This window comes from Paenibacillus sp. WC2504, assembly GCF_052682475.1.
This window is the reverse complement of the sequence record NZ_JBQZFH010000001.1, coordinates 3,657,809-3,684,242: the sequence shown is the minus strand read 5'-3', so window position 1 is coordinate 3,684,242 and position 26,434 is coordinate 3,657,809. Positions and strand designations below refer to the sequence as shown.

The following is a 26,434-nucleotide window of genomic DNA, read 5'->3' as shown; positions in this document are numbered from 1 at the left end:
TAGTCAAATCTTACCACAATCTGCTATTGCAGCCAATCCCCTACCATGCTTGAAATCTCCCACTGCCCATCTGAACGGCCCACCAGCACAATAGAGTTACCCTGCAGGTTGGTTCCAATCAGGGTCTTTCCTCCATTAGGTGTCAGAATTGTCTTCCCAGGCTGTGTTTGCAAATTAAGCCGATATGCTGCTTCCACAAAAAAAGTATACGAAACACTGGCTTTAGCTGTTGGCAATAGCAGGGTGACCTCAGCGGATGCGCCGGCGTTGGTGATTTTGAAGCCTATGTAATCGAAAGTGACGGATCCGGATGCGGGATAAGCATGAATAAGCAGCGGTTGTTTGACGGCATAGATATCCTCGGCTGAGGGGTCTATTGCATATAGCTTTTGGCCTCCACCTTTGACTGAACAGCCCAAATAGGAGACGTTCCGCAGCAATTCTGCGTTGTTTTTCTTTAACGAGAATCCTCGCTTTATCAGCGGAACCTGACGCGTATCAACGGATTCGCACTCCGTATAAACCGCATTTCCGATAGAGGTCCTTACCTGCGACGGCACCGTTGTGAGGATGAACGAGGAGCCGTAACCATAAGGGTCTTCCGGCTGGTTTACTGTGTTACAGTTTATCGCCCGGCACCGAATATAGGAGCGCTTCGCGCCGTCGGCTGAGAAAGATAAGTCCGAGAATCCGGCGTATTGCTCACTTTCCGCGATACAATCAATCAGTTTGATCTCGCCTTGCACGGCTTTCGTGCCATCTCCACCATAATTCATGGAGAAACCAAACGAATTCCCTTTCGTTTTGCATTTATCAAAAACGATATCGATAGGCTCACTGGTAGCCGTTGGTTTCAGCAAAGTGACGAGGAAGCCCCGGCCTGTATTCCCATCTGCCACACATTGGATGAACCGAATATTTTTCAACAAATCAAGTTGGCCGTTCGGTTCAATATCGACTCCACTTTGCGGGGCTGTTCCTTTCGTATTGGAGAAGCGACAGTTCTCCACGGTGAGGCCATCTACAGAGATCACGGAGAGTCCTTGTCTTCGGTTATTATCCGCGCGGCAATTGCGAAGCACGATATTCCGGCAGAAACCTACCGTCGATTCGAAATATCCGATATAAAATCCATCTCCGCCGCTGTCATTTGCGTTGATATTCTCAAGGATAATATTCTCCGAACCGCTAATATCGAAAATATGGGCTTGTTCGCCTGTCGTGTACGCCGCCTTGTTCATACGTAACGTGGAGCCGTTTCCGTTGATATACACGTCTTTAACGGTTTTGATGCGGATCAATCGTTCATAGACAGGCCCTACTTTGCTCAGTGTATCTACCGCTTGTATGACGGTCCCCGGCTCGAATTCAATCGCAATTTGACCCGGAATGAACAATTGGCCTGTTAAATAAAAGCCAGTCCGCTGCTTGGGAATAAACAATTTGTGACCTGACGCGGTATTTAACGCTGTCTGTAACGCCAGCGTATCGTTCGTGACGCCGTCTCCTTTGGTGCCGAACCAAGAAGCAATCAGCGTATCCCCGTAGATCCGCTTGAACCGCTTGCCGTTAGAGGACACAAGTACGGTTCCCGTATTATCTACGGATGTAGTGTCGTTCGGGTCATAACGGAAGAAGCCCTCCTGCATCTCGTTCGTTACATAATAAGCGAGCGCAGGATCGGGCTCGAGTTCGACCCTCAGGTCCTCCAACTTAACTGCGACGCAGAATTTCATGTCCAGAATCTCAAGCATCTCGGTTTTACGTTTCTTAATCGCCACGCCATATACGGAACTTGTAACGGATTGATCGCTGGCAAAAGCGGTAGACCCGCCTGCTATCTGCCATAATCCGCTGGAGACAGCGGCAATTCCTCCTAACCCTAGCGTGGTCAGCAATTTCCTGCGGCTAAATAATGGCTCCTTATATCCTTCCTTCTCCCCTGCTTCCTTTGCGTCCACTGGAGCAGCCGCTTCTTCCATTTCATGTAATTGGTTAGATTGTTTAGACATAGCTGTAGTCACTCTCCTTTTCCCGATTCGGGCCATTTGTTGGAGTTCCGTAAAGTCAGCCTTTCAATCCAGTTGAAGCGATTCCTTGGACGAAGTATTTTTGAGCAAATAAAAACACGACAAGGACGGGGACAATGGTGATGACAGCACCAGCCATGATCAGGGTCATCCGGTTTTGAACTTCGTTTTTCAGAAACAACAGCCCAAGAGGCAGGGTAAACATTTGTTTATTTTGCAAGTAAATAAGCGGTTCTAATGTGTTATTCCAAGCGCTGATGAAGGTGAATACAGCTAGTGCAGACAAGGCAGGTTTCGCTAAAGGAAGATAGATCTTATAGAAAATTTTCCAAGGGTTCGCTCCATCCACCCAAGCCGCATCATACAGTTCCTTCGGGAGTGTTTTGTAAAATTGGTGCAGCAGAAAGATGCCAAAAGCCCCGCCGAGGAAGCTCCTCAGAATGAGCGGATAATACGTATCGAGCGCACCGACGGATTTCCAGATAAAATACGTTGGAATCATCGTAATTTGGGATGGCAGCATCATTGTGCCAAGCATCGCCAAAAATATCAGGTTCCTGCCGCGAAATTGGAAAAACGCCAACCCATAAGCTACGATTGCACAGGAAGCTACGGTGCCGATTAAATCCATGATCGTGACAAAGATGCTGTTCATCGTGTACTGCAGAAAGTTGACCTCAATCCATACCTGACGGTAATTTTTCCAGACGAACGGGTCCGGGATCAGTTTGGGCGGCAAGGTTAGTTCCGAGCCAGCTGCTGTTAATGAAGTCGAGAGCATGTATAGAAAAGGCACAAGCATAAGAACAGACCCGAGACCTAATATCGCATAAGCGGTAACTTTCAAGCTGGTGTAGGAATTATTCATAATGCACCCACCTCTTTTCCGTTACCTTCTGTACAATGGTGATGGCTAGAATAACGAGGAACAGTCCCCATGCCATTGCGGATGCGCTGCCCATTTTGAAATTCAGGAAGGAATCGCGGTAGATCAAGATGTTAGGCACCATATTCCGGTCGGCGACAGAAATAACATCACCCAGCATGACTAGAAACACATCAAAGGCATGGAAAGCAGAGATCGTTGAAAGGATCATGACCATATACACCATGGGGGACACGATCGGCATCGTTATTTTGGTAAAAAGCGTCCAACCCGTCGCCCCATCCATCCGCGCCGCTTCCAGCATTTCTTCGGAGATATTCTGCATGCCGGCCAAAATGAGAACCATGGAATACCCGGCACCCTTCCAGATGTTAACAAGTGCAATAGAACCAATGACTAACCACCATTTCCCACTGCGTATCCAATCGACAGGTTGGAGTCCGAGCGTGTGCAGAATCCAGTTCAGCAGGCCGTATTCATTGTTGTAAATCCACAGCCAGATCATGCCCCCTGCAACCCATGGCGTGATCACAGGGAGAAAGTAAATCATCCGGAACAAGGATTTGCCACGGATCTGCTGATTGAGCAGATAGGCAAGAATGAGCGCAGTGAATGTCTGAAGCGGAACGAACAATATGGCAAAATAACCGACGTTGCGCATCGAAAGCCAGAAAACTTGCTGGTGCAGGAATTGGCTCCAATTACGCAGTCCGATCCATTGCGGCGGGTTGAATAGGTCCCACTTCGTAAACGTTAAATAGAGTGAAAATACGAAGGGAAACAAGAAGAATATCAGCAGTTGCAGGACAAAAGGTACGGTGAAGACGAAGCCCCACCAGCCTTGTTTGCGCATCGGAGCACCTCTTTTCAAGTCCAATCCGGTTTATTTGTTTTCGTCGAGTACGCCTTGGACTTTCTGCTGAATTTCTTTGGCGCCATCTTCCGCAGTTCGCTTGCCATCCATGATATCGTTCAGGATTGGACCGGCTGCTGCGCGCCATTCGTTCCAGGATGCGTTCTCATCCAGGGTGCCCCCCGCTTCTTCAATCCCTTTCGTATAAGCCTTCTTGTTAACCGGTTTCGTCGTGGACTTCTCAAGCTCGGCCAGTGCTGTTTTCTTCACGGGCAAGCTTGTGCCGCTTTCAGAAAGCAAGCCTTGACCCTCATCGCTCAAATAGTACTTGAGGAATGTCCAGGCAGCTTCTTTCACTTCGGGTTTCGATTTGGAATAAACAATCCATTGGTTCACAACCATTGGAACGAAGCGTTTGCCATCCATGCCGATCGGCATTTTGACGGTGTCCCAATCAAGGTCCGGCTTATTTTTATTAAGAGAGACTTGTGTGGCGTATTGGAAAAAAGTCATGGCCACTTTCCCGTTCTCGAAAAACTTGCCGGTGGATGCCGCTTCTCGCGTAGGGCTAATCTTCAGCTTGTTGATGGTATCAGCCCATGCCGTCAGTCCTTGAATCGACTTGGGATCTGTGAACGTGGCTTTCGTTAATGTCAAATCAAGCGAGGAACCGCCATAAGCCCTCATCCAGGGCAGCCATCCTAACGTAATATTGCTGCCTGCCTGAAAGCCATAAATATCCGGTTTTCCATCCCCGTTCGTATCTTTCGTCAGCTTTTTGGCCGATTCAATCATGTCGTTATACGTCCAGTCGTCCGTCGGAAAAGGAATGTTATTCTCTTTAAAAATTTGTTTATTGTAGGCTAGCGCTCCTGGGTTGATGCCATGTGGAATCCCGTAAATTTTGTCATCTAATTTAGCGGATGTCAGTGCACTCACATAGTCGTCGGTTTTCAGATCGCGCTTGATGTATGGTGCCAGGTTCTCCGCTACCCCGCGTTTCCCGTATCCGAGAACCACCGCATTTTCTTGCAGCCAAAGATCAGGGGGATTATTCCCCGCGATACGAGTGACGATTTTCGTGACAAAATCCGCCCATGGCGTCTCCTCGATTTCCAGCTTAATATTCGGGTACTTCGCTTGAAAATTCGTGATGATCTTCTGGCTGGTGATGTCATAACCGCCGGGTAAGCCGATTTTCAGTGTGACATCTTTCAAAGGGGCTGCTGTTGCCGTTCCTCCTGAATCGCTAGGTACAGTAGCCGCAGGTTTACCGGTTGAACAGGCTGTGAGGAGAGATAGAGCTACCATAAATCCAATAACGGTTGTCTTTTTGCTCATGAGTGTGACCTCCCATTAAGAACAATTTCGAATCATTGACACATGTCTTTATGAATTCGCATGAAGGATTTGACCGTCTAGCAGCAATTGTTTACGCAGCAGTCCGTAATCCAGGTCTTGCAATGCGCACTGGTGCTGCAGCGCTATTGCGGCTGCCGTAGCTGCAGATTGGCCAAGAATCATAAACACAGGCTCCATTCGAATGGACCCATACGCGATATGCGAGGAAGACAAGCACACGGGTACAACGAGATTGGTACATTCCTCCCCTTTTGGAATTATCGCTCGATACGAAATCGGGTAAGGCCCATTAGGACTGATTTCAACATTGCCTTCATTGATGCACCGACCGTCCAGAACCAATCGCCGGCAGTTGTGCGAGTCCATGGTGTAGGCGGCTAATCCGACGGAATCCTCCTCAACTTTAAAATGCCGGCAATGATGCTCGGTCATCACAACGTCCGATATCATGCGCCTCGCTTCTCGAATATAGAGCTGATGCGGCCATCCACCCGTAGTGGTAAACTCGTCAGCCGGAAGCCCCCACGTTCGAACCTGCGCTCGAATGGCTGCCGGAAGCGTGTCATCATTCGCCAGAAAATAAAGCATTCCCATATTATAGTGAAGATGCTGTTGGAAGAGCTGTTCACGAACCGCATAGCTCGCTTCCGGCCAAGCATAGTTACGCCCAATATAATCGGTCGAGACAGCCCCCCAATTATTCAAGTCGCTTTTGCTGCCCGGCATCACCTTGTTCAGCTTCAAAGCATCCCAAACGCCACTGCGAATATATCTCGCGAGTAAGGCGAATTCGTCGCGGTTGTAGTTCGGCGGTTCAGGGTAAGGAATTTGATTATCCGGGTTGCTGCTCAAGCAGATTCGGAAATTGTAGGCCTGCACCGAATCATCGCCCTGACCTTGCACGCCTGGCTGCGCATCAGATATGCCCGGCAGCAGCCCGCTGTCTATCTTCCCTTCGATCACATACGGGTCTACCCAGGCTGTAAAGTTATGTTTGGGATGACCAAAATGGATCCCGTTCAAAATCTCTTTGTACACCGTATTGGATTCTCTGCCTACATGATAGGAAACGCCGGCTCGTGCGAGCAAATCCCCCTCATACGATGCATCTATAAACATAGGTGCTGTATATATGTTGCCGTCTTCCATTCTAATTTGCGTGATGCGCCCTGATAGAAGCTCTACCGAATCTAAATGCTGCTCAAAATACACCGGTATTTCAGCTTGCTGCAACCATTCCGTGAAGATCCGCTCCGCCACATGGGGCTCTAAAGCCCAAGTTCTTCCATCCGGCTCATCGCTGCCGTAGTGCTTTCCCAATGCTTGATAAAATTCACTGGAAATCCCGCCAATAGCTCCCATATCCCCGACATCCGTGCGTCCGAGGCCGCTTGAAGTCATTCCGCCTATATGCTGGCTGAATTCGGCAATCACCGCTTTAAGACCCATGCGGCTTGCTTGAATAGCTGCTGCCACACCTGCAGGAGTACCTCCATAGATGCAAAGATCAGCCTCAATCTGATGAGGTTGACGAGGCAGATCCTGCTTGGGCTTATAATAGTATAAATTTGGAAAAATACTCATATGGATTCCTCCTCCGCTCTATGTGTATAGGAAATAGAACAAAGCTGCGGTGAATCTATCTTTTTCCCTAGATGTAGAGATTCCATGGCCAGATTGATCATTCCTGTCGTAATAAAAGTCCGTTCCTTACGCACGGGTGAACGCCCAGTCAACACCATCTGCTCAATCTGCTCAGTAAGCTTATCAAAATGCTTGTAAGGGCGCCCCATACCGCTATCACAGCGAGCAGCTGTCACCTCGCCATTCGCTTCCCGGAAAGCAAGCCCCCACTCTCGAATAAAACGCTGAAGCTGAAGAACGTAACCTTTCAAACCGTCCGTATAGGTAATAATGAACAATACAGGTACGTCCACATGATCTCTCGGATGCCCTGGCGGAACATCTCTTAGCGAGCCTAATGCCTGCATCATTAAATCCTCGGGAACCTCTCCTCGATCCATTGCCGCCCACACCGATCGTCCCTCCAACGTTTGGATCGAAGTGACTCCCGTTTCACCACCTTTTCTTTGTTCGGCTGCAGCCTGCAGCACCTCCATACCATGAAAGCCATAAGACTCGATGCCAAGCCAACTGACCACGAAGATCTCTTTCACCTGTTTTAGTTTTCCTGATGGATAACTCGGAACTTGAGGCGCAAGCGGAATAGAGGATCCCCCCAGAAAAGGCAGTCCTCTTTTCATCAGCTCATGGTATATCCACTCTGCATCCTGCATGCAATAAGCGAGATGTTTATCATTAAATATAGGCACACTCAACCCTAATAGATCCAGAGCGCGGAACGTTTCTTCAAAAAAGTAGCGGCGTGGATACAGCTTTTGACGCTTCTCGTTCCATGGATAATCGCCATGTTCGCCTATCAAGAGGACGCCATCAATCGGACTCCCGGCATGGGGAGCGGCTATTGCCTCCATAATGGAACCATAAATGGGAATACCCCGCTGTTGCGCTTCCGCCGTACCCAAGTCGTTAGATGGCACCTGATCCAGATATAACGAAACCACTTCGATCTGTGGTGCATACCCGAACAAGCCGAACAAGCGTCCGATGATCACTTCCGCATGGGAATCAGGCCGATATTCCGTTACGATGGCAGCCACTTTTTTCCGCTCAGTCCGTTTAGTCCGTTCGCTCATTGGGTTGATTCCACTCCTTCATCCATCCAATTACCGACCTGCACAAGCCACTCTGCCGTTGAATCAATGATGGCTTGCAAGTACATGGATCCCTTAACTGCATCAGCTTGATGAGCAGAATCCGTATAACCATCCACGCCTGTTAAGAAGTTGTGTTTCCCGATAAAAGAACCAGGTGGACCGGCATTAATCCAAGCCCGCTGAGGATGCACCAGGCGATCCGTTGTCTGATTCCGCAGCAGATCCGGTGCGAGAGAAGCGATAAGTGAAGCTTCGAAACCTCCGGCATGCCCAGGAACCTTCCCCATCTCCTGAGCCCCAAGCTCTGCAAGAGCTGATCTGGACAAACTCCAGTAAGAGGAGGAGGCGGTCCAAATATCATGCTGTACGGCAAGATCTTGAGCTGCCTGATGCATCATGGATTCATTACCACCATGTGCGTTCAGAAAGATGATTTTGCGGAACCCGCCTTTTATCAGACTTTCACCTATTTCCTTCAGCATGAGGAAATAAGTTGTCGAAGTGAATGATAGCGTACCCCCGAAAGCCAAATGATGCTGCGAACACCCAATAACAAGCGTTGGGGCCAAGAGAAGCTTCGTAGACACGGCTGCCTTCCTGCTGGCCTCAAAAGCGATATGTTCGCCAATCAAACTGTCGGTAAATACCGGCAGATGAGGCCCATGCTGCTCCGTAGCGGCAAGTGGAACCACTACGGCATACCCCTCCTGGGCTTGCCGCTTTAACGTTTCGCGAGTTCCGTGCTGAAACAAGAGATCATTCATAGCGCAAATCCCCCGTCAATGGTAAGTAAAGCGCCTGTAATATAGGAGGCAGAATCAGATAGTAAAAAGGCAGCCAATTCCGAAACTTCATCAGGCGTACCCGAGCGCCCAAGCGGTGTCATTTTGGCAACCGCTTCTTTGAAGGAGGGCGGCAATGTGTGTAGTGCCTCTTCTGTCTTGATATCACCGGGGAGCAGAGCGTTAGCCCGAACACCTTTGTGGGCGTAGTCAGCAGCGATGACTCGGGTCATCTGATTGACGCCTGCTTTGGCAGCGCCATAGGCTAGACAAGTTGGTTTCACTTTATGGCTTAAGACAGAAGATGCATTAAGAATGACGCCTCCACCCGATTCAATCAGGAGCGGAAGAGCATATTTATTAATTAGAAACGTACTCGTCAAAGTTCCTAGAAGTACTTGATTCCATTCGTCTAAAGTGAGCTGCATAGCGGGTTTGGAGATCTGTGTATAGGCATTATGGTATATACCATCCAAGCGGCCCCATCGACTCTGAACACTTTCAAACGCAATGCTGACCTGCTTCTCATCTCGCGCATCGGATTGGATGTACAATAAGTCATTTGGGAGATAAGAAGCGATGGCCGGTTCGTTTAACCTTAGGTTTGCATCCTCGGGCGCAGCAAGATCAGTCGCTACAACTTTGGCGCCACGTTCCAGAAACATCCGAACGGCCGACAAACCCAATTTGCCCAGCGCGCCTGTCACTAGAATTACTTTTCCGCTTAACTGAGCCACAATGGTTCCCCCTATGCCTGTTCCATTAATAGACAAGCTGTCAACGCAGCTGACCAATGAAAATCTCTAACAACGTCCATCTTCTGGCGAATATTATACGTACCTGTCGGTGGACCTTTTCGATCGCATTCGGAAGGCGGTACGAGGTCCGCAGAATCAAAATACTCAAAAATAACGCCGTATTGTTCATAGTATTTTTGCACCATTTGGATACTTTGCTGAGCAAGTTGATCTGCTTCCGTACGTCTCCCCTGCTTCTTAAGGCCGGTATAGACAAGATAGTTCATATTCATCCATACAGGACCTCTCCACATGTCTGTGCTGTAGGTTTGTTCAGAGGCGGCTGTTGTTGGAATAGGGAATTTCGTTTGAAAATGACTAGCATCTTGTAGCATGGATACCAATCGTTCTGTTCGTTCTTGAGGCAAATGATCTAGCAGCAGGGGCAAAAATCCACTTACTGCCTTCACTCGAGAGAAGTTTCCGTCCATGTCTCGATCATAATAAAAGCCTTCGCTCTCATCCCAGAGCATATGCTGAATCTGATGGTTCAGATCAGCTGCTTTTTGCTGCCAACGCTGTGCTATTGCCGTCTCTCCGAGTTCATCCGCGATTAATCCGAGGTAATGAGCATCCTGAGCGGCGAAGACAGAGAAATCAACGGCATCCAATATCGCTGCACGATCAAACCGAGGAGAGTTATCCATCCCGGATTCTCCCGATCGGCAAAGCGGATTGCCTTCGATCATCCATTCCAGGAGTCCATTTCCATTGCGGTCGCGGTTCGTGATATCCCAATTTAAATATCGTTCCAATATAGGGAGCGCATAGCGTAAGTAATTGCTTTGCTTCGTATGCAGGTAGTTCTCCCAGACACCCCATGCCAGTAAGGGAGGCTGCGTCATGCTGGAACCTGTTCCGTCAACTTTGCAGGTATGAGGTATCATGCCATCTTCACGCTGCGTATCCAAGACGGATTTCAGGAATTCCCATGATAACTCAGGGTTCAACCTATTCATCGCAAACGAATGAAATACGGAGTCCCACAACCACATCGCTTGGTGAGGAACACGATCAGGCGTGGACCAGTGCTGGCGGATGACGCCTTCAGGAGCAAGTGTATTGACTTTCATTACGCTAAAACACTTATTAAGTAGTCGTTCTTTCAACGGGTCTTCGAGGCTGGGAACATGCTCATAAAATTGCAGCCTGGCTTCCATCACTTTCCAAGCATCGAAAGTCAATCCCTTCATCACCCGGCTGACTGCTTCATCGAGATGGCTGCCGTAAGCTAAGGCCCATCGTTCCTTGCCTCTTAACAGTACGATGACATCCCTTCCGTTTGCTGACTCCGTTACGACAAGGGCATCTTTGGTCCAAACTTTGCCCCCCTCATCTTCTTCAAAGCTTAAACGGATATCAATGGTCGAAGGAGCTAGCCCGATTAATGTATGCCAACTCTGATACACCGCTAGCAGCGGGCCTTCATCCATTTCGCTTAACAGGACATCTCCTGTGGCGATTCGGACCTCACCTGAATGGGGGACGGGAAATTGCAACCTTCTGCGCTTCGGTGTATGAAATAGCAAGCTAATCTCTTCAGCCCCCACCGTTGCTACGAATTGAGAATTTGAATCCGTTTGTCCGTCATATCCGGAGAAAGCAAACAGTGCTCCCTCTTTCCACAGATCTGGTAAATGCTTCTGAACATCCAGCGCCATCTTGCCCGTCAAATTTGCTCTCTCCTCTATGAACCCTTTTATTGACTTTATTATGGCTTATTTCAGATATCAGGTTCTATAGAAGAAATTGCGCTTTCATTACATGATTTTGCTCTTTTCTTCGTTTCGGTACGGATTCGTCTATGATATACTCAGAATCATCTAATAGATAAGGCGGGTGAGCAGATTTGGATGCTTTGAAGAAAATTGAACCCTTCGAAGGCAGACGTTTCCCTTTACGAATGACCGAAGTCATTAGCTGTTTTCACTTGGTTAGACCTCATTGGCATGAACACCTTGAGTTTATCCAGCTTATGGAAGGTGAAGCGCAGATTCATATCGATAATCGTTCCTTTGTCGTGCGTGCACCGGCTATTTTATTTATTAATAGCTGCAAGATTCATTCGATGCAGTCGCTGAACGGCAAGAGCAGTACCATCCACGGGATGATCTTCGATATGTCCTTGTTATCCGGCTCTTTTGAGCATTCCGAATTACAGCACCTATACGCCCGCTTCATTCAGACTGCTCCCATCCTGGAGCCCATTCTCCCCTCACATCCGTTATGGAACGAACTGACAACCCACTTTGAACTTGCCTACAAAGAGTACGCGGCACAAGAGATTGGCTGTGAGCTCATCATCAAATCTTCCCTGTATCGCATGATGATTCCTATGCTTCGCAGCTATCAGCAAGAGCTCTCTCTGTCGAAAGACTTGAACAAAAGCTTCGATCAATACAAGCGGCTCAAACCAGCCATTGATTTCATAGAGACTAGTTACGCTCAAAAGATTTATACCGACACTCTCGGCGGACTGGTCAATTTGAGCCCTTTTCACTTTACCCGTTTATTTAAAAAAGTTACGGGACTTTCCCCGATGAACTACATCAACCGCTATCGGGTAGAGATGGCCAAACGTTTATTGATCGAAAAAGACCTCACGATTACGCAAATTGCGGAGCGCACCGGTTTCTGTAATGTTAATTACTTTGACAAGGTATTTAAGGAAATGAACGGTTTCACGCCGCTGGAATTGAGAAAGCAGTTTACCGATGGTTAAGTAGCTTGATAATAATGTATCGAAGTCAGTTTCTTCGCCCCTTGCACGACCAGCTCCGTCATCTGGCTCCATGTTTCTTCCTTCCACCGCGTTGTCGGAATGGAAATACTCATCGCGGCTATCATTTCTTGATTCGCATTGAAGATGGGGGCGGCTGTACAACGGATGCCGTGTACCGCTTCCCCTTCGCTGAAAGCCACGCCATCCCGGCGAATTTCCTGGAGCTGCTCCAATAATTTCTCAAGATCGGAAATCGTCCGATCGGTCAAAAGGCCGAGTTCTTGCTCACTGTACAACTGCACGACATCGTCATCACGCATGGCACTTAAAAATAACTTTCCCATTGCTGTCGTGTGGAGCGGCAGCTTCATACCCAGATGCGAGACAAAACGGACATGGTGCGTGCTCTGTTTTTCAGCAATATACAAGATATTCCTATCGCTCCGAATCGCTAAATACACGGCTTCATTTACTTCCGCCACGATCTGCGCAGCAATATATTGAAACTCCGTCGTTAAGTTTGTCTGCTGTGCATATTTGGCACCGATTTGAAAGATTTTATAACCCAGATGAAACATTTTTCCGTTCTCATCCTTCTCCAAATAACCACGTTGGACCAGATTCTGCAAAATTTTAAATACACTGCTTGCTGGGAGCTCCAGACGGCGCGTGATATCCATTAAACTTAATTCACGTGTATCCACTTCCCCGAACAATTCAAATATATCCAGTACGCGGTCAGCCGATTTGACGGTTTGGCCCGATTTATCCGTTATACTCATTCCTGATCCACCCTTTTTGGAGAAAGTGCGATAACATCGATTTCGACCAAAATATCAAAATTCAAATCACAATAGATGGTCGTCCTAGCAGGATAAGGATAAGCAAAATAGCTTCCGTACACCTCGTTAAATGCTTCATAATGGGATCGTTCCTTTAAATAAACGTTCACTTTCACTACATCCTCTAATGCAGTGTTTGCTTCTTGTAAAATATGCCGAATGTTCTCCAGTGTCTGCAGGGTTTGGGCTTTCAAGTCTGTGCTTACGACTCGTCCGGTTGCAGGGTCCAGTCCGCCTTGACCGGATACGAACACGAAACCTCCCGCTTGGATCGCGGAAGAAAAAGGCTTGCCGCTTGCTCCATCAGTAGCAATGGGTTGTTTCAATTTGCACCACTCCTTCCATTGTTGTCGTTCCATAGAGCCCAGCATCTACCGGGTGTTTCTGTTCGGAAGCTCTCAATCGTTCCCGTATCCGCCATGGTGACATAACAAGTACGTCCATCTGCTCCGCCAAATGTTACATTGGTGCATAATTTGCCATTTAGCGTAATCTCTCTTACCAATTCCCCTTGCGGGGAAAGAACGGCAATCGTTCCCTTTCCGTATCGAGTAACGTACAAATTCCCTTTGATATCGCAGCGCATGCCATCCAGTCCAAAGTCGGCAAACTCATAAAATAATCGTTTGCTGCTGACATCATACCCGCCTATAAGATCGTATTGCCAAATCCGCCGCTGAACCGTTTCGTTCACGTACAAACTTCGTTCGTCATAACTGACCTCAATGCCATTCGTAGTTCCCATCCCAGCTTCCAACAGCTTAGATTTGCCGTTCTGATCAATACGCCAAAGCATCCCGTTGGATTGCTTCCAGTTCGGGTCACTTGCAAACCACACGCCATTTTTCGTGACGGCAAGGTCATTAGGCTGGTTCATCGCAGGCTGCTCGGCAAAAGTGTGGATTTGAAGGGTTTGCATGTCCACACGTAGAATTCGGTGTCCGGTGTAATCGGCGATGAACATATTTCCCTGGTGAAAGCGAATTGCATTCCCTGTAGCTCCTGCAGGAAGTTCAAGGAATATACTGCCACTCCCTTCTGGCGTTACTTTCCCGATCGTATGTCTTCTGGCATAGTTCACCGCATACACATTCCCCTGTTGATCACAGGCCGGCCCTTCAATCCCTGAGGTAAACAAGTGGGGTTCCGTTAAAGTCTGGCTCACATACAACATTTGCTTCCGCCTCCTCCTGTGCCCACTCTGCTTAGCTACGATGAGCAGCGATTCGTTGTGCAACCTTTTCTACAGCAGCCAGTGTTTCCTGAACTTCCTTCTCCCCATGTGCGGTGGACACATACCAAAGTCCATTCGGACGGACGAGGATGCCCTCATGCAGCATTTCTTCGGCAAATCGTGTGTATAGCTGTGAATCTCGAAGGTTGAACGTATCGAAATCTGACACCTCTGAGCGATCGATAAACATGAGATGAAATACAGGACCCTGTTGATTCACAACCGCTTGGAGTCCGTTCGTTCTGAGAATCGAACGAATTCCCTCTGTCAATTGCGTAGCTGTATGTTCCATGCCCTTGAAGGCCTGCCCATCCGATTTGGACAACTCTTGGATCACAGCTAATCCCGCGGCTGTAGCCAGGCCATTTCCGTTTAATGTCCCGAGATGCATAACCTTTCCTTCCTCAATGAGGCGCATGATGTCTCTCTTACCGGCTACCGCGCTTAAGGGAATCCCTCCTGCCATCGCTTTGCCGATCGTCACAAGATCTGGAACAATGCCGAAACGCTCGTGAGCACCGCCTAGACCTAGTCGAAATCCGGTAATCACTTCATCCCAAATTAATACGATGCCAAATTTTGCAGTTAACTCCCTCATTTTCTCCATATACCCCGGTTTAGGAGCAATACAACCGGAATTACACATAACCGGCTCTGTGATAACCGCCGAAATCTCATGCTGATGCTTCGTTAAAGTTGCCTCCAACGCTTCAGAATCGTTCCATGGCAGCAAAATGAGATCCTGCAGGCTATTTAGGCTTTGCCCCGCAGTTCCCTGGATAATTTCTGATCCAGCCGCTTCTGTATGTCCAGATGAGGAAAAATCCGGGCTTGGGAAGGACGTGAAAATCGCATCCGACCACCCATGATAATGGCCATAAAAGCGGACCGTTTTGGTCTTGCCCGTGTAGGCGCGCGCCAGCCGCAGAGCCAACATCACCGCTTCGGTCCCCGATCCGCTGAACGCCACTTGGTCCGCACAGGGCAGTATTTCGGTTAAGCGCTGGCCCAAGCGGATTTCGCCCTCGTGCTGCAAACCGTATGTACTTCCTTTTAGCATAGCCTCATACAATTGTTCGTTAAATGCAGGATGAGCATGACCTAGAATCAATGGCCCATACGCCAACATATAGTCGATATATTCATGATGGTCCACATCCAAAATTCTTGCGCCATAGGCCTTTTGCACATACAAAGGCGTCGGTTTCATAGATGCTCGAAGACTGCTTGCCACACCTCCCGCCACATAAGCTTTTGCTTCTTGCAATCTCTCTATGGATTGTAAGTATCGGTTCATTGGGAATGCTCCTTTTCAAGGAATTGAAATGGAAAGACGGATCGTGGAACATGATGGTAGGTTAGACGATGAAGTGAGGGGGTACAACATCCTGGGGTATCTACTTCGATGACTTGCTTGGCGATAGGACCAAATGCGCTAATCCAGGCGACGGCTGATTTAACCACGATGAGATGAAAATCTTTCGGGTTCAAGCCTATGGATTCGACATGTCCAATATCCCATGGGGGGACTCGTTCTTCTGTAAGAACAATTGTAACCTGATTAGCTTCAATGACAGCAGTTTTCCCCATAAAAGCCACGGTGCCCTTCATATATGGCCCTCTATGCGTATACTTACCATCGAAAAGCAGCTTGATTTTTCCTTCAATTTCAACCGGATTACCATGCAAGCTATCGCTTTTTCCACCTATAGCGCATGAAATTTCATTGCCCACTCCTCGCTCACATGCCATGGAAACAGCTTCGCGATCACGAATAACGATCAAACTCTGAAGTGGAAGCTTTAATAGCTCAGGCAACAAATGCGTCCCATCGGCTGGAGCTCCTCCGCCTACATTATCCGAGGCTTCTACAAGAAGGATGGGTCCTTCTTTGGCATCCATGGCTAGCCTGATCGCTTGTTCAGCCTCAACTTGTTGGACGAGAAATTCATCTCGGTGTAACCAAGCAAGATTAGCCAACTTCTTCGCATAATGTTGTGCCAATGCTTCATCCCGATTGGTTGTTACTGCAAACGCCATTCCTGCAAAAGGCACATCACTATAAGGAAATCCACCACAGACAGTCACGTTAAGAACGTCGGGATCTTTCTCCATATCAAAGGCTTCTTCCATGATGGCCTTCATAATCCCTTTTGTCGTTATCATTTTTTGCGGTGCAACGAGCATGTTCGATCTGGCAATGGCCATGACAGGCTTAATGTCGCCGCGAATCTGACGAATCAAGAGATGCAGCGCTTCTTCTCCACGCTCGTAGGCGTCAATATGCGGATAAGTATCATAACCGACGAGCAAGTCGCATAATTGAGACATCTTTTCGCCCAAATTGGCATGAAGGTCTACCGTAACCGCTATAGGAATTTGCTCACCTATCACACTACGGGTAGCCTCCAATATGGCCGTTTCCATGTCGAAACATGGTTCGGAAACCATAGCCCCATGAAGAATAACGACCATTCCATCAAGATCAGATGCAATTGAGCGTGTTAACTGTTCTAGAAGCAGCCCGGCTGCTTCTTCCGACACGATGCCACTTGGCGTCGCAGACGTGTAAAGCCCCGGTAAAAGGGTAACTTTCTCTTCTGCCGATGCAGCGATAATGCCTCCCATTGTCGTTCGGGTTTGCTCAAATAAGTCGAAGAAAGCATCCCTCCCAAGCGTGAAACAATGTTGAAAATCATTCCAATGCGTCTGTACAGGAGCGAAAGTGTTCGTTTCATGGTAAACACCGACGACTCCAATGCGTAGCTGGCTTGACATGCAAATGTTCACCACCTAACAAATAATGGAATAAAATTGAGATATTCTGGAAATAGTGTAGCATACGAATTTTATTTATATCAAGAAAAATATTTTACATCCAGAAAATTAGTTCCAGGGTAAAATTACCAATCTTTTTTGCAAAAAAAGCATGCATAATAGTTCCTCTCCCTCCGCATGATAGGAGTACACCAAAAAAAGGAGTGATTTTTTCCATGGCAAACAATAGTACATTAGTGGTTCCTCAAGCGAAAGCAGCTTTAAATCAAATGAAGTATGAAGTAGCTCAACAACTGGGAATTCCTCTATCACCAGATGGTTACAATGGGAATCTCGCGACTCGCGACGCAGGCTCTATTGGTGGCAGCATCACAAAAAGATTGGTACAAATGGCTGAACAACAACTGCAAGGTTTCCAACGTTAATATCGCAACTTAAGCAGCAAACACAAAAAAGACTCCACTCACCTTTCCTCCTCCTGGTGAATGAAGTCTTTTTTTCTATTTATGTACGATCCGTTTATCCGGATACACGACTCACAATTTTCAGAACCGCATCTCTTGTCAGTTTATTGCCACCAACCGCGATAAGGTTAACTGTAGCATGTGCGAGCGCTAAGGGCACTTTGCAAAATTTCAATGCCGGACCTTCCTTAAGGTCTGCGATATAAGAGTCGGCAAGTTGTAAATTGCGACGCGTGTACTGTTGCATTTCCTTGAATCCCCAACCGTCTGGAAAAAAGTCCACACCGCGTTTCAGATCCTCTCCACGATTTCGAAGAATATTTACCGCTTGCAGTCCTCTTCCGAAGCCAATCGCCTTCGTTCGATCAGACTGTGTCCCGTCATGCCACAGCCATAGTTCGGATAGCATTTCACCGACCATGCCGGCAACGCTGTACGTATAGCGATCCAAATCCTCTTCCGTATGGATATTCCATCCGCTTTTAACCCAATCGGCCATATCTAAAGACATCTTCGCGATGTATTGAAATACAATAGGTGCTCCGGAAGTTGGACATAGCTGCGCCCACTCATCTAGCTGCATAGTAACGGCAGGCAGTACCGCCTTATGCGGTGACAGTAATTCTTGTATCTCCCCCATCGGGTTAGGAGATTGGAATGCTTGATGTACTCCGACTAGTAATTCAATTTTCAAAGAGTCTGCGAGCTCATCATGATCTTCGATTTCGTCTATAGCCCGCATACATAGATAGGCTGATGTGACAGCCTCTTTCAAGCCTAATTCCAAACTATTTATAGGTATATAAAAAGTACGGCTTGTTTCCTTCAACATGGTCATTGCATCATTCAGGACGACGTTATTAATGAAATTCTCCCTCCAAGTAATCGTTTAGCATATAACTTCTAGATAGCTAGTTATCATGATAACACACGTTGTCATTGTCAATCCAAATTTTATGATCATTTCTCTACGAAGCTCCCCGTCAGCCTCCCGTTATGTTTCAGAGGAAATCCTCATACATTGAGTAATAACTGCCACTAGAGAGGAGTCCTTCCATGTACGGGTATCCCATTGACAAGACAGCATCTCCTTCGTATTCAAAACACTCATCTACCATCGAAGTCCTAGGTGAGGGTACTGTGACCGCAACACCCAACCGGGCCGTGGTTGATCTTGGCGTTGTGACGGATGGTCCTAACTTGCAGGCCATTCAGGCTGAAAACGCCAAAGCCATATCCAACATCATTCAATCCGTGATGAGTCTAAACATCCCCCGAGAAAAGATACAAACGCAAGATTATCGTATCGAAATCGTTTATGATTATGTGGACGGGAAACAAATCTTTCGAGGTTATAAGATCACCCATCTGCTACGAATTACCACGGATCATGTAGATCAGACAGGAAAACTTGTTGATACAGCCGTTGCGAATGGTGCGAATCAAGTCACGAGCATTCAGTTTACTATAGCACATCCAGAATTTTATGAGAATCAAGCTTTATCGGTAGCTATTCAACATGCACGTCAAAAAGCTTATACCATCGCAAATACACTAGGTGTGACACTTGGTGCAATCCCTTCTCAAGTCCAAGAATCTCCGCGGCCGGCAGGGCCAATACCTTACATGGCTACTGCCAAGTTTGCTGCAAGTGCGGTTGAAACCCCTATTGAACCTGGACAATTAACGATCAAAGCCGCGGTACGCGTGTGGTTTCATTTTGCTTAATTCATTTAGCAGGTTCGTAATGGACATGAACTTCAAAAACTTCGGACGTCTTCTTTAACTCATTTTCCACTTTTGTTGCAATATCATGTGCCTTTTGAAATTCCAAATCTGCTTTTATCGAAAGAACAACATCAACAACCGCATTGCTCCCGTAATTTCTAGCGCGGAGGTCCTTCACACTTTCGACCCCTTCCACCTGAAGCACGGTATCTTTAAAAGCTTGAATAGCGGCTTCATCGAAACCATCTGATAAATGATGTGAGGCTTCACGGAATATGTCCCATGCTGTTTTACATATAATAAATCCAACCAATACCGCGGTCAAAGGGTCAAGCCACGGCAAACGGAATTGGGAACCAATGATGCCGATTACAGTCCCGATACTTACAAATGCATCGGATAAATTATCTTTCGCTGCCGCCATGACGGCTTGACTTTTAATTTTTTGGGCAAGATTTTTATTATAACGATACACAACATACATAACAACCGCACAGAAAATCCCCGTCCACACCGATGTGAGGTCCGGAGCTTGCTCTTTCGCTTGAAAAATGGATTTGACAGCGGTGATAAATACATCCAGTCCGACTGCCATCATGATGAATGACGCGACTAATGAGGCAATCGTCTCTGATTTCCAGTGTCCATACGGATGGTTTTCGTCCGCCGGTTTTTGAGCTAATTTTAATCCGATCAATACCGCTATTGATGCTACAATATCTGTCGCATTATTTAATCCATCCGCTTTTAAAGCTTCGGAACCTGAAAAATGTCCAACAACTAGCTTCAAGGCGGAAAGGCATATGTAGGCAACAATGCTGATGATAGCCCCACGCTCTCCCATTTTTAAGTTTTCATATCTCATCTCTTGTTCCATAGCCCCTGTACTCCCCTCGGCTTTTCGATGCGCTAGCTAATCATATCAACCGAAGTTTGTGTGGGTCTAGAGAAACGTTTTTTCATATGGGTGAAAAAATAGGTAGGGGTAAAGAAAGTTGCCTCATACAAAAAGATTAGGCTTATAGCAATCTATTATGGGTTTTGATCATTTTCATATATTGCTTATAATGAAAATTCGATAGATAATTAATTTCATATATTGTTATTGTTAATGCTCCAAGGGCTGGGAGGACAAGCTATGCATAAAGAAGATCAAGTCATCATGAGGTTCAGGGACTTATTCAATAAGATGGTCTGGCTGAATAAATCAAAGATGGAAGTTAGTCTTAAGGGGTATACATCTACTGAGGTGCATTGCCTCGAATACATTGGCAGAAATGAAGATTCCAACGTGACCAAGCTTGCGGAATCCTTTTATATGACTAGCGGTGCCATAAGTAAACTAACGAAGAAACTCATAAAAAAGGGCCTTATCGAAAGCTATCAGAAGCAGGAAAATAAGAAAGAAATCTATTTCAGGCTTACTGAGCAAGGCAAAGCAATTGATAAAGTCCACGAGGAGCTCCACAAGGAATTTAAAGAGCGGGATAAAGCCGTATTTGAACACGTAACCGATGAACAATTTGACAGTATGCTTAAATTCATAGAAACCTATAGTAGGCATTTGGATGCAGAGATTAAGAAAAAAGGTGTGTATGATAAGTCGGAATAAAGTTGAATCCTAAAAGCATAAGCAGCTGGACTCTCTGAAGAGTTGGCTGCTTTTTTATTGCTCTCATTTTGTTGACAAGGAAGCAAAATCGTGATAATTTTGTTTCCTAGGAAGCAAAAAAAACCAATATTGAAAGGAGACTTCATGTGTCTTCAATTCCATCACACAATGAACAGAACATAGAGCAAACCATAGATAAAAAGGCTTTACTATTCGGCTTAATGTCTGTGTTTCTTTGCGGAATAGGCTTCAGTATCATAGCACCTGTCGTCCCATTCCTAGTGCAGCCCTATACAAATAGTCCAAGCGAACAAGCCATAGCTGTTACCCTGATGACTTCTGTTTACGCAGTCTGCGTGTTTTTTGCGGCTCCCGTACTTGGAGCGCTTAGCGACAGATATGGCCGTCGTCCCTTGCTCTTACTATGCCTCACAGGTTCCGCGATCGGGTACTTCGTCTTTGGCTTAGGAGGTGCCCTATGGATACTATTTGTCGGGCGCATCATTGAAGGTATTACCGGCGGAAGCATAAGCACGATTTTCGCATATTTTGCAGACATCATTCCGCCGCAACAAAGAACCAAATACTTCGGATGGGTTAGTGCAGTTGTAGGTGTTGGTACGGTCATTGGCCCAACGCTAGGCGGTTTACTTGCCAAGTTTGGATATGCTGCGCCCATGTATTTTGGAGCTATTATCACCTTATTGAATGTTGGTTTTGGATTGCTATATATGCCTGAGAGCCTTGACAAGAAAAATAGGCTGAAAGAGATCACCTTTGCAAGATTGAATCCATTTTCACAACTCGCAAACCTACTTTCCATGAAAAGTTTAAAAAGGCTGCTTATTTCAGCATTCTTACTGTGGATTCCCAACGGATCTTTACAGGCCGTTTTCTCTCAATTTACCATGGATACTTTCAGTTGGAAGCCTGCAGTAATCGGACTTATGTTCTCAATCATCGGATTCCAAGATATCCTTTCACAAAGTTTAATAATGCCGAAGCTTCTGATAAAACTTAAGGATGCACAAATAGCCATTCTTGGGATGGTTTCGGAAATAATGGGCTACACCTTTATTGCATTATCGGCATTGTTCACTTACTATCCTCTTTTTATCGCTGGAATGTTTATATTCGGTTTCGGAGATTCGATTTTTGGACCATCGTTCAACGGCATGCTCTCCAAATCTGTCGATGCTAGTGAACAAGGAAGGATTCAAGGTGGCAGCCAGTCTATTCAAGCATTAGCGCGAATGATTGGACCTGTTATCGGAGGACAAATCTACGTCTCATTTGGCCATGCGGCACCTGCTTTTATGGGGATGATTCTGATAGCTGCGGCGATATTTGTTTTGTATAGGAGGACTGCACCTGGTAATTAAACATTCAAATGGTAAAATCAATTTACGGATTTCATTGTCAACAATTCTTGTTTGCGTTGAGGAGAATGAAACGTGACCTCCATCATCGGTTAATATAAAGGAATTGGCAATCGGCTCATTGGTAAAGATAACAAACAGATAGTAGGTCGGATCGCCTACTTTGCTCTGGGTATAATAATCCTCCGTTACTTTTCCACTTTCCAATAACTGAATAAACTGTTCTTTCTCGCTATCATTTAGGGTTTTGTAGGGCTTTACTTCATCAAAATGATAGAGCTCTACTCGCTCGATTTTTTCTTTAGGGAGATCTTCATAGTTTCGCCTCAACGTTCTTGCAAAGTCATCCCCCGCATATAGACGGTATCCACTAATCCGTTTCTCATCTTTCGCAGCTATTAATTGATATGATTCAAAGCCTTTGACTTTGTACAATTTTGTTCCAATTTCTAAAAAGGCAGCATCTCCTGCTTTTGTCTGATATTGGGGATTAGTAACAACATCCCCCACTTTAAAATGAACTTCACCAACCACCTCATTGGTGATATCATTTGTGTCTTTTATCACACCTTCAAACAATCCAGCATACGAATTTCCAGATAATTTAACAAAATCAACCCAATCGATCACAGCGTTCCCATGAATGTAATTACTGTTAACCCACGAACATCCACTTGTAAAGACAACGAATAAGGCCCATATACCAATCCAAATTCTCACAATCAACCCCCCTTTCTTTTATAGACGTTCTCCTTCAGAAAATTGTTACTTCGATTATTGACATTCATCCAAATATAGGCATATGATTCGTTTATACTTATTAGTCTTGTACATCCTATAGGAGGCATCCATCCATGAGTGATTTTTCAACAATTGTTAAAGAGCGTAGGTCTGCCAATAAATTCATCCCGAATATTGAAATTCCTAATGAAGATTTGACTGATATCCTGAATACGGTGAAATTTGCCCCATCTGCTTTTAACCTGCAACATGCCCACTACATCATTGTAAAAGATCCGGCTATAAAAGAGGAAGTTTACCAAGCGGCTTATAGACAATATAAAGTTCAAACGGCTTCGGCGGTTATTCTCGTATTAGGTAACCTTGATGCTTATAAAGACGCTGCCAGATTGAATGAGGGATTACTGCAACTTGGGGTGATCAGCAAACAGGAATATGATATGACCGTGGAAGATGTTACGAATTTTTATGAAAATCGAGGCGACGGCTTTAAGCGCGACGAGGCGATCCGAAATGCTAGCCTCTCGGCTCAGCTCTTCATGCTGGCTGCTAAAGAGAAGGGCTGGGATACTTGCCCGATGATCGGATTTGATCCGGAAATGATGCGTCAAATCCTGCATATACCAGACAATTATGTTCCCGCCCTGCTCCTCACGATAGGGAAAGAAGATTTAGAAAAACGCAGACCGCGTGGCTACCGCAAACCGGTTGGAGAATTCACAAGTTTTGATCGCTTCTAGAATGGTACAAGCAAGCTACTAAAAAAATCCCGGCGAGATAGATCTCGCCGGGATTTTTGCGCTAACGGACTGTAATGACCCTATTCGCTGCTTTTGAGTCAGGAATTGCAGCTAACGGACCCACGTGCCTCTAATGGCCAAGAAGTTACGGAAATCAGCATCATATTCAATAGATAACGGCACCTCAGTCCGTTAGCTTCTTAAATTTAGCCAAATTGGCAGAATAACGGCTACTAGGTCCGTTACAGGGGCCGGGTTGATTGAGCAGCTCGTGGTATCCGTTAGGCCTACAAGCATAAGACGCCAAAACGCGATTACGGTGATAAAGGCCCTACCTCCGCTACAGATAACGGATGATTGACAAATACGGAGCCTCCGGATTGCTCATCCGCTCCGACATCTGCGGTCAAACGTGTTTCACCGTCCATGTCCTCCGTGACAAATGGATAACTGCCCACGGCAGCATTGATTGCCGGACTGGTAGACGAAAGTTTTTGCAAACCATTGACAGTTGTGAATAACGGATTAATCGAACGAATCTGCGCTGCTGTGCGAGAGCCGTTATTGGTTAACGTGCCGCCAAACCCGATATTACCTTGGAAAGTGGTGTTACTGGTTACATTTTCCTGGTAAAGGGTACCGGTTGTGTTCTTCACGATGTTGTTGGCTATTGTGCTGTCTTGCGGAGCGTAAGTTTTGCCCGCATTCCCGATAACGATGCCCGTGGTACTATTCACGATCGTGTTGTTGATAATCTGTGCTCGGTACACTTTCCATTGCGCTCTCAAATCGTCATCGGACGGATTAGCCGGATACCCCCCGGTACCGCCGTCATAATTGCCGCTATCTACGAAGATTGCTGCCTCTGTCAGGTTCTCCATGTAGTTATTATAGATTTTATGATCGTTCCCATAAATACGAATTCCCGCTTCTTCAGACTCAACCCCGTCGCCAAGAAAGAAATTTCCATAAAACGAGTTGTTATGCCCGTGTCTGGAAGTCAGACCTCCTTTTGACGTTTTAAAAGTGTTGTAACGCACCGTATTGCTGCTGCTTTTGACAGAAACGATTTCAGGCTCTCCGTCGCAGTTTTCGAACAAATTGTACTGAATCGTATTATAACCGTTGGACAAGGAAATGCCGGACAGGCCGAGTCTGATCGTTTCTTTGCCGTTATCCACCCATGGTCCAATACCATGAAAATAATTGTATTCAATCACATCATACTGAGAGATATGCCCGTTGTTGTCCCCTTGATAAGCGATGAGCGGTTCCGTATCGCTTTTTGGCCCGAAATCGTTGTGATCAATCCGGTTATGATGGCTGTTGACGCCGCTGACTTGCAGCCAGATTAAACCTGTGCCCGTTGGCTGCAAGGCAAAACTATTACGAGTAACTCGAATGTTATTAGAGCCATCTAACAGGAGCCCTGTTTTACCCAAGTTCGCAAACTTTAGCCCTTCAACGATGACATTTGAACTATTTTTTATTTGCAGTGCGGCGCCTCCGGATATGACGGCCTGACCTTGATTAGCTGCCTTAATCCGGATTGGGCTGGACGCTGTGCCGTTTTTACCATTGAGAACGAATTCACTCGTTTGTGAGTAATTACCGTTTGCCAAAATGATGGTGGAACCGGGAACCGCAGCATTTAGCGCTAGCGCAAATTCACTAGCTGTCGATACAGGCACGTAGCCATAAACTTCGACTTCGGTATAGCTATTCCAGGCATTGACGGAGTTGCCGTGACCGACAATTCGTACATACCGGCTTAAGGCGGCATCTGTAAAATCAAAGGTTTGCAGTCCAGCGTTCAGGCTGCTCGTTACGTTCGCCTGGATCGTTGTGTAGGCAATGCCATCTTGGGACGTTTGTATGTCAAAAGTGGACGTTCGCGTATCGCCATTCAAGAAGGCCATTTTCAAATAAGCAACGGTTGATTTCGTTCCCAAATCAATTCGGATCCATTGTCCATCGCCATTCGCTGACCAGCGGGTCGTCAGGTTGCCATCTGCCACATTTGCCGCAACATTCCCGTCATCCGAACTAGCAGACAGAGCTGAGCCTGGGACTGAAAGTTTGGTGCTGAGAGAAGGAGCGCTTGAGGAATCTCCGTAAATCTCCACTTCGGTATAGCTGTTCCAGGCATTAACCGAGTTGCCGTGACCAACAATACGGACATAACGGACGGGGTATGCATCTGGAAAATCAAATGTTTGCAAAGCTGCACTTAAGCTGCTCGTCACATTCGCCTGAATGGTTGTAAAACTGATATTGTCAGCCGATGTCTGGATATCGAAGGTGGACGTTCTTGTGTCACCGTTTAAAAAAGCAATCTTAAGGAATGCGACTCTCATATCGGCATCCAGTTTAAACTGAATCCACTGCCCATCCCCACTTGCTGACCAGCGAGTTGCCAAATTGCCATCCACGACATTAGCGGGAACGTTGCCATCATCAGCGCTTGCCGTGACATTCGACGATGAAATCGTCAATTTCGTGTCTATGGCGAAACCGGCTTGAGGTACCATCATGAACAATAAACTGGATATCAGGAGTACAGTCCATAGAAAACGGCCTACTTTCATTAACACACACCCTCTCCAAATTCATAATTAAAACGCTTACATTATTAAGTTGAGTGCGCACTCAATGTCAATCTTACCCTCCAATCCTGGCCATGATAATCATCACTTTCTCAAATCCATCATTAAAATCACAACTGCTCATCCTCAATTTCCAAAAA

Annotated in this window: 24 protein-coding genes; 6 read left to right on the top strand and 18 right to left on the bottom strand. The window is 46.4% G+C overall.

Annotated elements, in window-relative coordinates:
• Nucleotides 1-23: 23 nt before the first annotated feature.
• From ACUN27_RS16440 to ACUN27_RS16400, 9 genes are read right to left on the bottom strand one after another with little or no spacing between them, the layout of a single operon-like run.
• The gene (locus ACUN27_RS16440; RefSeq protein WP_315950850.1) at nt 24-2,012 is read right to left on the bottom strand and encodes a right-handed parallel beta-helix repeat-containing protein; all 1,989 of its coding nucleotides are present in this window, start codon (nt 2,010-2,012) and stop codon (nt 24-26) included.
• 55 nt (nt 2,013-2,067) lie between these two features.
• Entirely contained in the window at nt 2,068-2,898 is an 831-nt protein-coding gene (locus ACUN27_RS16435; protein WP_315950851.1) for a carbohydrate ABC transporter permease, read from the bottom strand.
• Nucleotides 2,891-3,769 carry a carbohydrate ABC transporter permease gene (locus tag ACUN27_RS16430; protein WP_315950852.1) on the bottom strand — a complete coding sequence of 293 codons (879 nt, stop codon included), beginning with the start codon at nt 3,767-3,769 and terminating at the stop codon, nt 2,891-2,893. The genes ACUN27_RS16435 and ACUN27_RS16430 overlap by 8 nt, the downstream gene beginning before the upstream one ends.
• 30 nt (nt 3,770-3,799) lie before the next feature.
• Complete coding sequence (locus tag ACUN27_RS16425; RefSeq protein WP_445559213.1) at nt 3,800-5,110, bottom strand: ABC transporter substrate-binding protein; 1,311 nt, start codon at nt 5,108-5,110, stop codon at nt 3,800-3,802.
• Between the two features lie 48 nt (nt 5,111-5,158).
• Nucleotides 5,159-6,715 (bottom strand): FAD-dependent oxidoreductase, encoded by a 1,557-nt coding sequence (locus ACUN27_RS16420; RefSeq protein WP_315950854.1) that lies wholly within the window; start codon nt 6,713-6,715, stop codon nt 5,159-5,161.
• Nucleotides 6,712-7,848 carry a hypothetical protein gene (locus ACUN27_RS16415; RefSeq protein WP_445559212.1) on the bottom strand — a complete coding sequence of 379 codons (1,137 nt, stop codon included), beginning with the start codon at nt 7,846-7,848 and terminating at the stop codon, nt 6,712-6,714. Before ACUN27_RS16415 ends, ACUN27_RS16420 begins: the two co-directional genes overlap by 4 nt.
• The gene (locus tag ACUN27_RS16410) at nt 7,845-8,633 is read right to left on the bottom strand and encodes a creatininase family protein (protein ID WP_445559211.1); all 789 of its coding nucleotides are present in this window, start codon (nt 8,631-8,633) and stop codon (nt 7,845-7,847) included. The genes ACUN27_RS16415 and ACUN27_RS16410 overlap by 4 nt, the downstream gene beginning before the upstream one ends.
• Entirely contained in the window at nt 8,630-9,388 is a 759-nt protein-coding gene (locus ACUN27_RS16405; protein ID WP_445559210.1) for an SDR family NAD(P)-dependent oxidoreductase, read from the bottom strand. The genes ACUN27_RS16410 and ACUN27_RS16405 overlap by 4 nt, the downstream gene beginning before the upstream one ends.
• An 11-nt stretch (nt 9,389-9,399) precedes the next feature.
• On the bottom strand, nt 9,400-11,121 hold the full coding sequence (locus tag ACUN27_RS16400; RefSeq protein ID WP_445559209.1) for an amylo-alpha-1,6-glucosidase: 1,722 nt from the start codon (nt 11,119-11,121) through the stop codon (nt 9,400-9,402).
• Nucleotides 11,122-11,297: 176 nt separating this feature from the next.
• Between ACUN27_RS16400 and ACUN27_RS16395 the strand changes: the two genes are divergently transcribed.
• The gene (locus ACUN27_RS16395; protein WP_326059982.1) at nt 11,298-12,170 is read left to right on the top strand and encodes an AraC family transcriptional regulator; all 873 of its coding nucleotides are present in this window, start codon (nt 11,298-11,300) and stop codon (nt 12,168-12,170) included.
• Here ACUN27_RS16395 and ACUN27_RS16390 read toward each other — a convergent pair.
• The 5 genes from ACUN27_RS16390 to ACUN27_RS16370 are packed head-to-tail and all read right to left on the bottom strand — an operon-like array spanning nt 12,167 to nt 17,024.
• On the bottom strand, nt 12,167-12,952 hold the full coding sequence (locus tag ACUN27_RS16390) for an IclR family transcriptional regulator (RefSeq protein ID WP_445559208.1): 786 nt from the start codon (nt 12,950-12,952) through the stop codon (nt 12,167-12,169). The two genes, ACUN27_RS16395 and ACUN27_RS16390, sit on opposite strands and share 4 nt — an antisense overlap.
• Nucleotides 12,949-13,338 carry a RidA family protein gene (locus tag ACUN27_RS16385; protein ID WP_315950862.1) on the bottom strand — a complete coding sequence of 130 codons (390 nt, stop codon included), beginning with the start codon at nt 13,336-13,338 and terminating at the stop codon, nt 12,949-12,951. The genes ACUN27_RS16390 and ACUN27_RS16385 overlap by 4 nt, the downstream gene beginning before the upstream one ends.
• Nucleotides 13,335-14,186 carry an SMP-30/gluconolactonase/LRE family protein gene (locus tag ACUN27_RS16380; protein WP_445559207.1) on the bottom strand — a complete coding sequence of 284 codons (852 nt, stop codon included), beginning with the start codon at nt 14,184-14,186 and terminating at the stop codon, nt 13,335-13,337. The genes ACUN27_RS16385 and ACUN27_RS16380 overlap by 4 nt, the downstream gene beginning before the upstream one ends.
• A 31-nt stretch (nt 14,187-14,217) precedes the next feature.
• Nucleotides 14,218-15,543 (bottom strand): aspartate aminotransferase family protein, encoded by a 1,326-nt coding sequence (locus tag ACUN27_RS16375; protein WP_445559206.1) that lies wholly within the window; start codon nt 15,541-15,543, stop codon nt 14,218-14,220.
• Nucleotides 15,540-17,024: a M81 family metallopeptidase gene (locus tag ACUN27_RS16370; RefSeq protein WP_445559205.1), complete on the bottom strand. Its 1,485-nt coding sequence runs from the start codon at nt 17,022-17,024 to the stop codon at nt 15,540-15,542. Before ACUN27_RS16370 ends, ACUN27_RS16375 begins: the two co-directional genes overlap by 4 nt.
• 215 nt (nt 17,025-17,239) lie before the next feature.
• On the opposite strand from ACUN27_RS16370, the gene ACUN27_RS16365 reads away from it, so the two are divergent.
• Entirely contained in the window at nt 17,240-17,449 is a 210-nt protein-coding gene (locus ACUN27_RS16365; protein ID WP_127450781.1) for an alpha/beta-type small acid-soluble spore protein, read from the top strand.
• A gap of 94 nt (nt 17,450-17,543) precedes the next feature.
• Here the strand turns inward: ACUN27_RS16365 and ACUN27_RS16360 are convergent, their stop codons facing one another.
• Nucleotides 17,544-18,326, bottom strand: coding sequence for a phytoene/squalene synthase family protein (locus ACUN27_RS16360; RefSeq protein ID WP_315950867.1), 783 nt, complete (start codon nt 18,324-18,326; stop codon nt 17,544-17,546).
• A 218-nt stretch (nt 18,327-18,544) separates the two neighbouring features.
• On the opposite strand from ACUN27_RS16360, the gene ACUN27_RS16355 reads away from it, so the two are divergent.
• A complete protein-coding gene (locus ACUN27_RS16355) occupies nt 18,545-19,216 on the top strand; it encodes an SIMPL domain-containing protein (RefSeq protein WP_315950868.1) in 672 nt (223 codons plus the stop codon).
• A gap of 1 nt (nt 19,217) precedes the next feature.
• On the opposite strand, the gene ACUN27_RS16350 is transcribed toward ACUN27_RS16355, so the two are convergent.
• Nucleotides 19,218-20,093, bottom strand: coding sequence for a cation diffusion facilitator family transporter (locus tag ACUN27_RS16350; RefSeq protein WP_315950870.1), 876 nt, complete (start codon nt 20,091-20,093; stop codon nt 19,218-19,220).
• A 261-nt stretch (nt 20,094-20,354) separates the two neighbouring features.
• Here ACUN27_RS16350 and ACUN27_RS16345 point away from each other — a divergent pair, with 261 nt between their 5' ends.
• Nucleotides 20,355-20,828 (top strand): MarR family transcriptional regulator, encoded by a 474-nt coding sequence (locus tag ACUN27_RS16345; protein WP_445559204.1) that lies wholly within the window; start codon nt 20,355-20,357, stop codon nt 20,826-20,828.
• A gap of 146 nt (nt 20,829-20,974) precedes the next feature.
• Complete coding sequence (locus ACUN27_RS16340) at nt 20,975-22,210, top strand: MFS transporter (RefSeq protein ID WP_445559203.1); 1,236 nt, start codon at nt 20,975-20,977, stop codon at nt 22,208-22,210.
• Here ACUN27_RS16340 and ACUN27_RS16335 read toward each other — a convergent pair.
• Nucleotides 22,118-22,927 carry a hypothetical protein gene (locus ACUN27_RS16335; RefSeq protein ID WP_445559202.1) on the bottom strand — a complete coding sequence of 270 codons (810 nt, stop codon included), beginning with the start codon at nt 22,925-22,927 and terminating at the stop codon, nt 22,118-22,120. The two genes, ACUN27_RS16340 and ACUN27_RS16335, sit on opposite strands and share 93 nt — an antisense overlap.
• A gap of 134 nt (nt 22,928-23,061) precedes the next feature.
• Between ACUN27_RS16335 and ACUN27_RS16330 the strand changes: the two genes are divergently transcribed.
• Nucleotides 23,062-23,688, top strand: coding sequence for a nitroreductase family protein (locus ACUN27_RS16330; RefSeq protein ID WP_445559201.1), 627 nt, complete (start codon nt 23,062-23,064; stop codon nt 23,686-23,688).
• Nucleotides 23,689-24,002: 314 nt separating this feature from the next.
• Here the strand turns inward: ACUN27_RS16330 and ACUN27_RS16325 are convergent, their stop codons facing one another.
• Nucleotides 24,003-26,276, bottom strand: a complete 2,274-nt coding sequence (locus tag ACUN27_RS16325; protein WP_445560631.1) for a chondroitinase-B domain-containing protein — start codon at nt 26,274-26,276, stop codon at nt 24,003-24,005.
• Between the last annotated feature and the right edge of the window lie 158 nt (nt 26,277-26,434).

Excerpts from the sequence above, each read along its gene's own strand:
- ACUN27_RS16350 (WP_315950870.1), bottom strand. The coding sequence starts at position 20,093 with ATGGAACAAGAGATGAGATATGAAAACTTAAAAATGGGAGAGCGTGGG.
- ACUN27_RS16325 (WP_445560631.1), bottom strand. The coding sequence starts at position 26,276 with ATGAAAGTAGGCCGTTTTCTATGGACTGTACTCCTGATATCCAGTTTA.
- ACUN27_RS16425 (WP_445559213.1), bottom strand. The coding sequence starts at position 5,110 with ATGAGCAAAAAGACAACCGTTATTGGATTTATGGTAGCTCTATCTCTC.
- ACUN27_RS16410 (WP_445559211.1), bottom strand. The coding sequence starts at position 8,633 with ATGAATGATCTCTTGTTTCAGCACGGAACTCGCGAAACGTTAAAGCGG.
- ACUN27_RS16440 (WP_315950850.1), bottom strand. The coding sequence starts at position 2,012 with ATGTCTAAACAATCTAACCAATTACATGAAATGGAAGAAGCGGCTGCT.
- ACUN27_RS16370 (WP_445559205.1), bottom strand. The coding sequence starts at position 17,024 with ATGTCAAGCCAGCTACGCATTGGAGTCGTCGGTGTTTACCATGAAACG.
- ACUN27_RS16415 (WP_445559212.1), bottom strand. The coding sequence starts at position 7,848 with ATGAGCGAACGGACTAAACGGACTGAGCGGAAAAAAGTGGCTGCCATC.
- ACUN27_RS16420 (WP_315950854.1), bottom strand. The coding sequence starts at position 6,715 with ATGAGTATTTTTCCAAATTTATACTATTATAAGCCCAAGCAGGATCTG.
- ACUN27_RS16330 (WP_445559201.1), top strand. The coding sequence starts at position 23,062 with ATGAGTGATTTTTCAACAATTGTTAAAGAGCGTAGGTCTGCCAATAAA.
- ACUN27_RS16435 (WP_315950851.1), bottom strand. The coding sequence starts at position 2,898 with ATGAATAATTCCTACACCAGCTTGAAAGTTACCGCTTATGCGATATTA.
- ACUN27_RS16430 (WP_315950852.1), bottom strand. The coding sequence starts at position 3,769 with ATGCGCAAACAAGGCTGGTGGGGCTTCGTCTTCACCGTACCTTTTGTC.
- ACUN27_RS16345 (WP_445559204.1), top strand. The coding sequence starts at position 20,355 with ATGCATAAAGAAGATCAAGTCATCATGAGGTTCAGGGACTTATTCAAT.
- ACUN27_RS16360 (WP_315950867.1), bottom strand. The coding sequence starts at position 18,326 with ATGACCATGTTGAAGGAAACAAGCCGTACTTTTTATATACCTATAAAT.
- ACUN27_RS16365 (WP_127450781.1), top strand. The coding sequence starts at position 17,240 with ATGGCAAACAATAGTACATTAGTGGTTCCTCAAGCGAAAGCAGCTTTA.
- ACUN27_RS16355 (WP_315950868.1), top strand. The coding sequence starts at position 18,545 with ATGTACGGGTATCCCATTGACAAGACAGCATCTCCTTCGTATTCAAAA.
- ACUN27_RS16375 (WP_445559206.1), bottom strand. The coding sequence starts at position 15,543 with ATGAACCGATACTTACAATCCATAGAGAGATTGCAAGAAGCAAAAGCT.
- ACUN27_RS16390 (WP_445559208.1), bottom strand. The coding sequence starts at position 12,952 with ATGAGTATAACGGATAAATCGGGCCAAACCGTCAAATCGGCTGACCGC.
- ACUN27_RS16380 (WP_445559207.1), bottom strand. The coding sequence starts at position 14,186 with ATGTTGTATGTGAGCCAGACTTTAACGGAACCCCACTTGTTTACCTCA.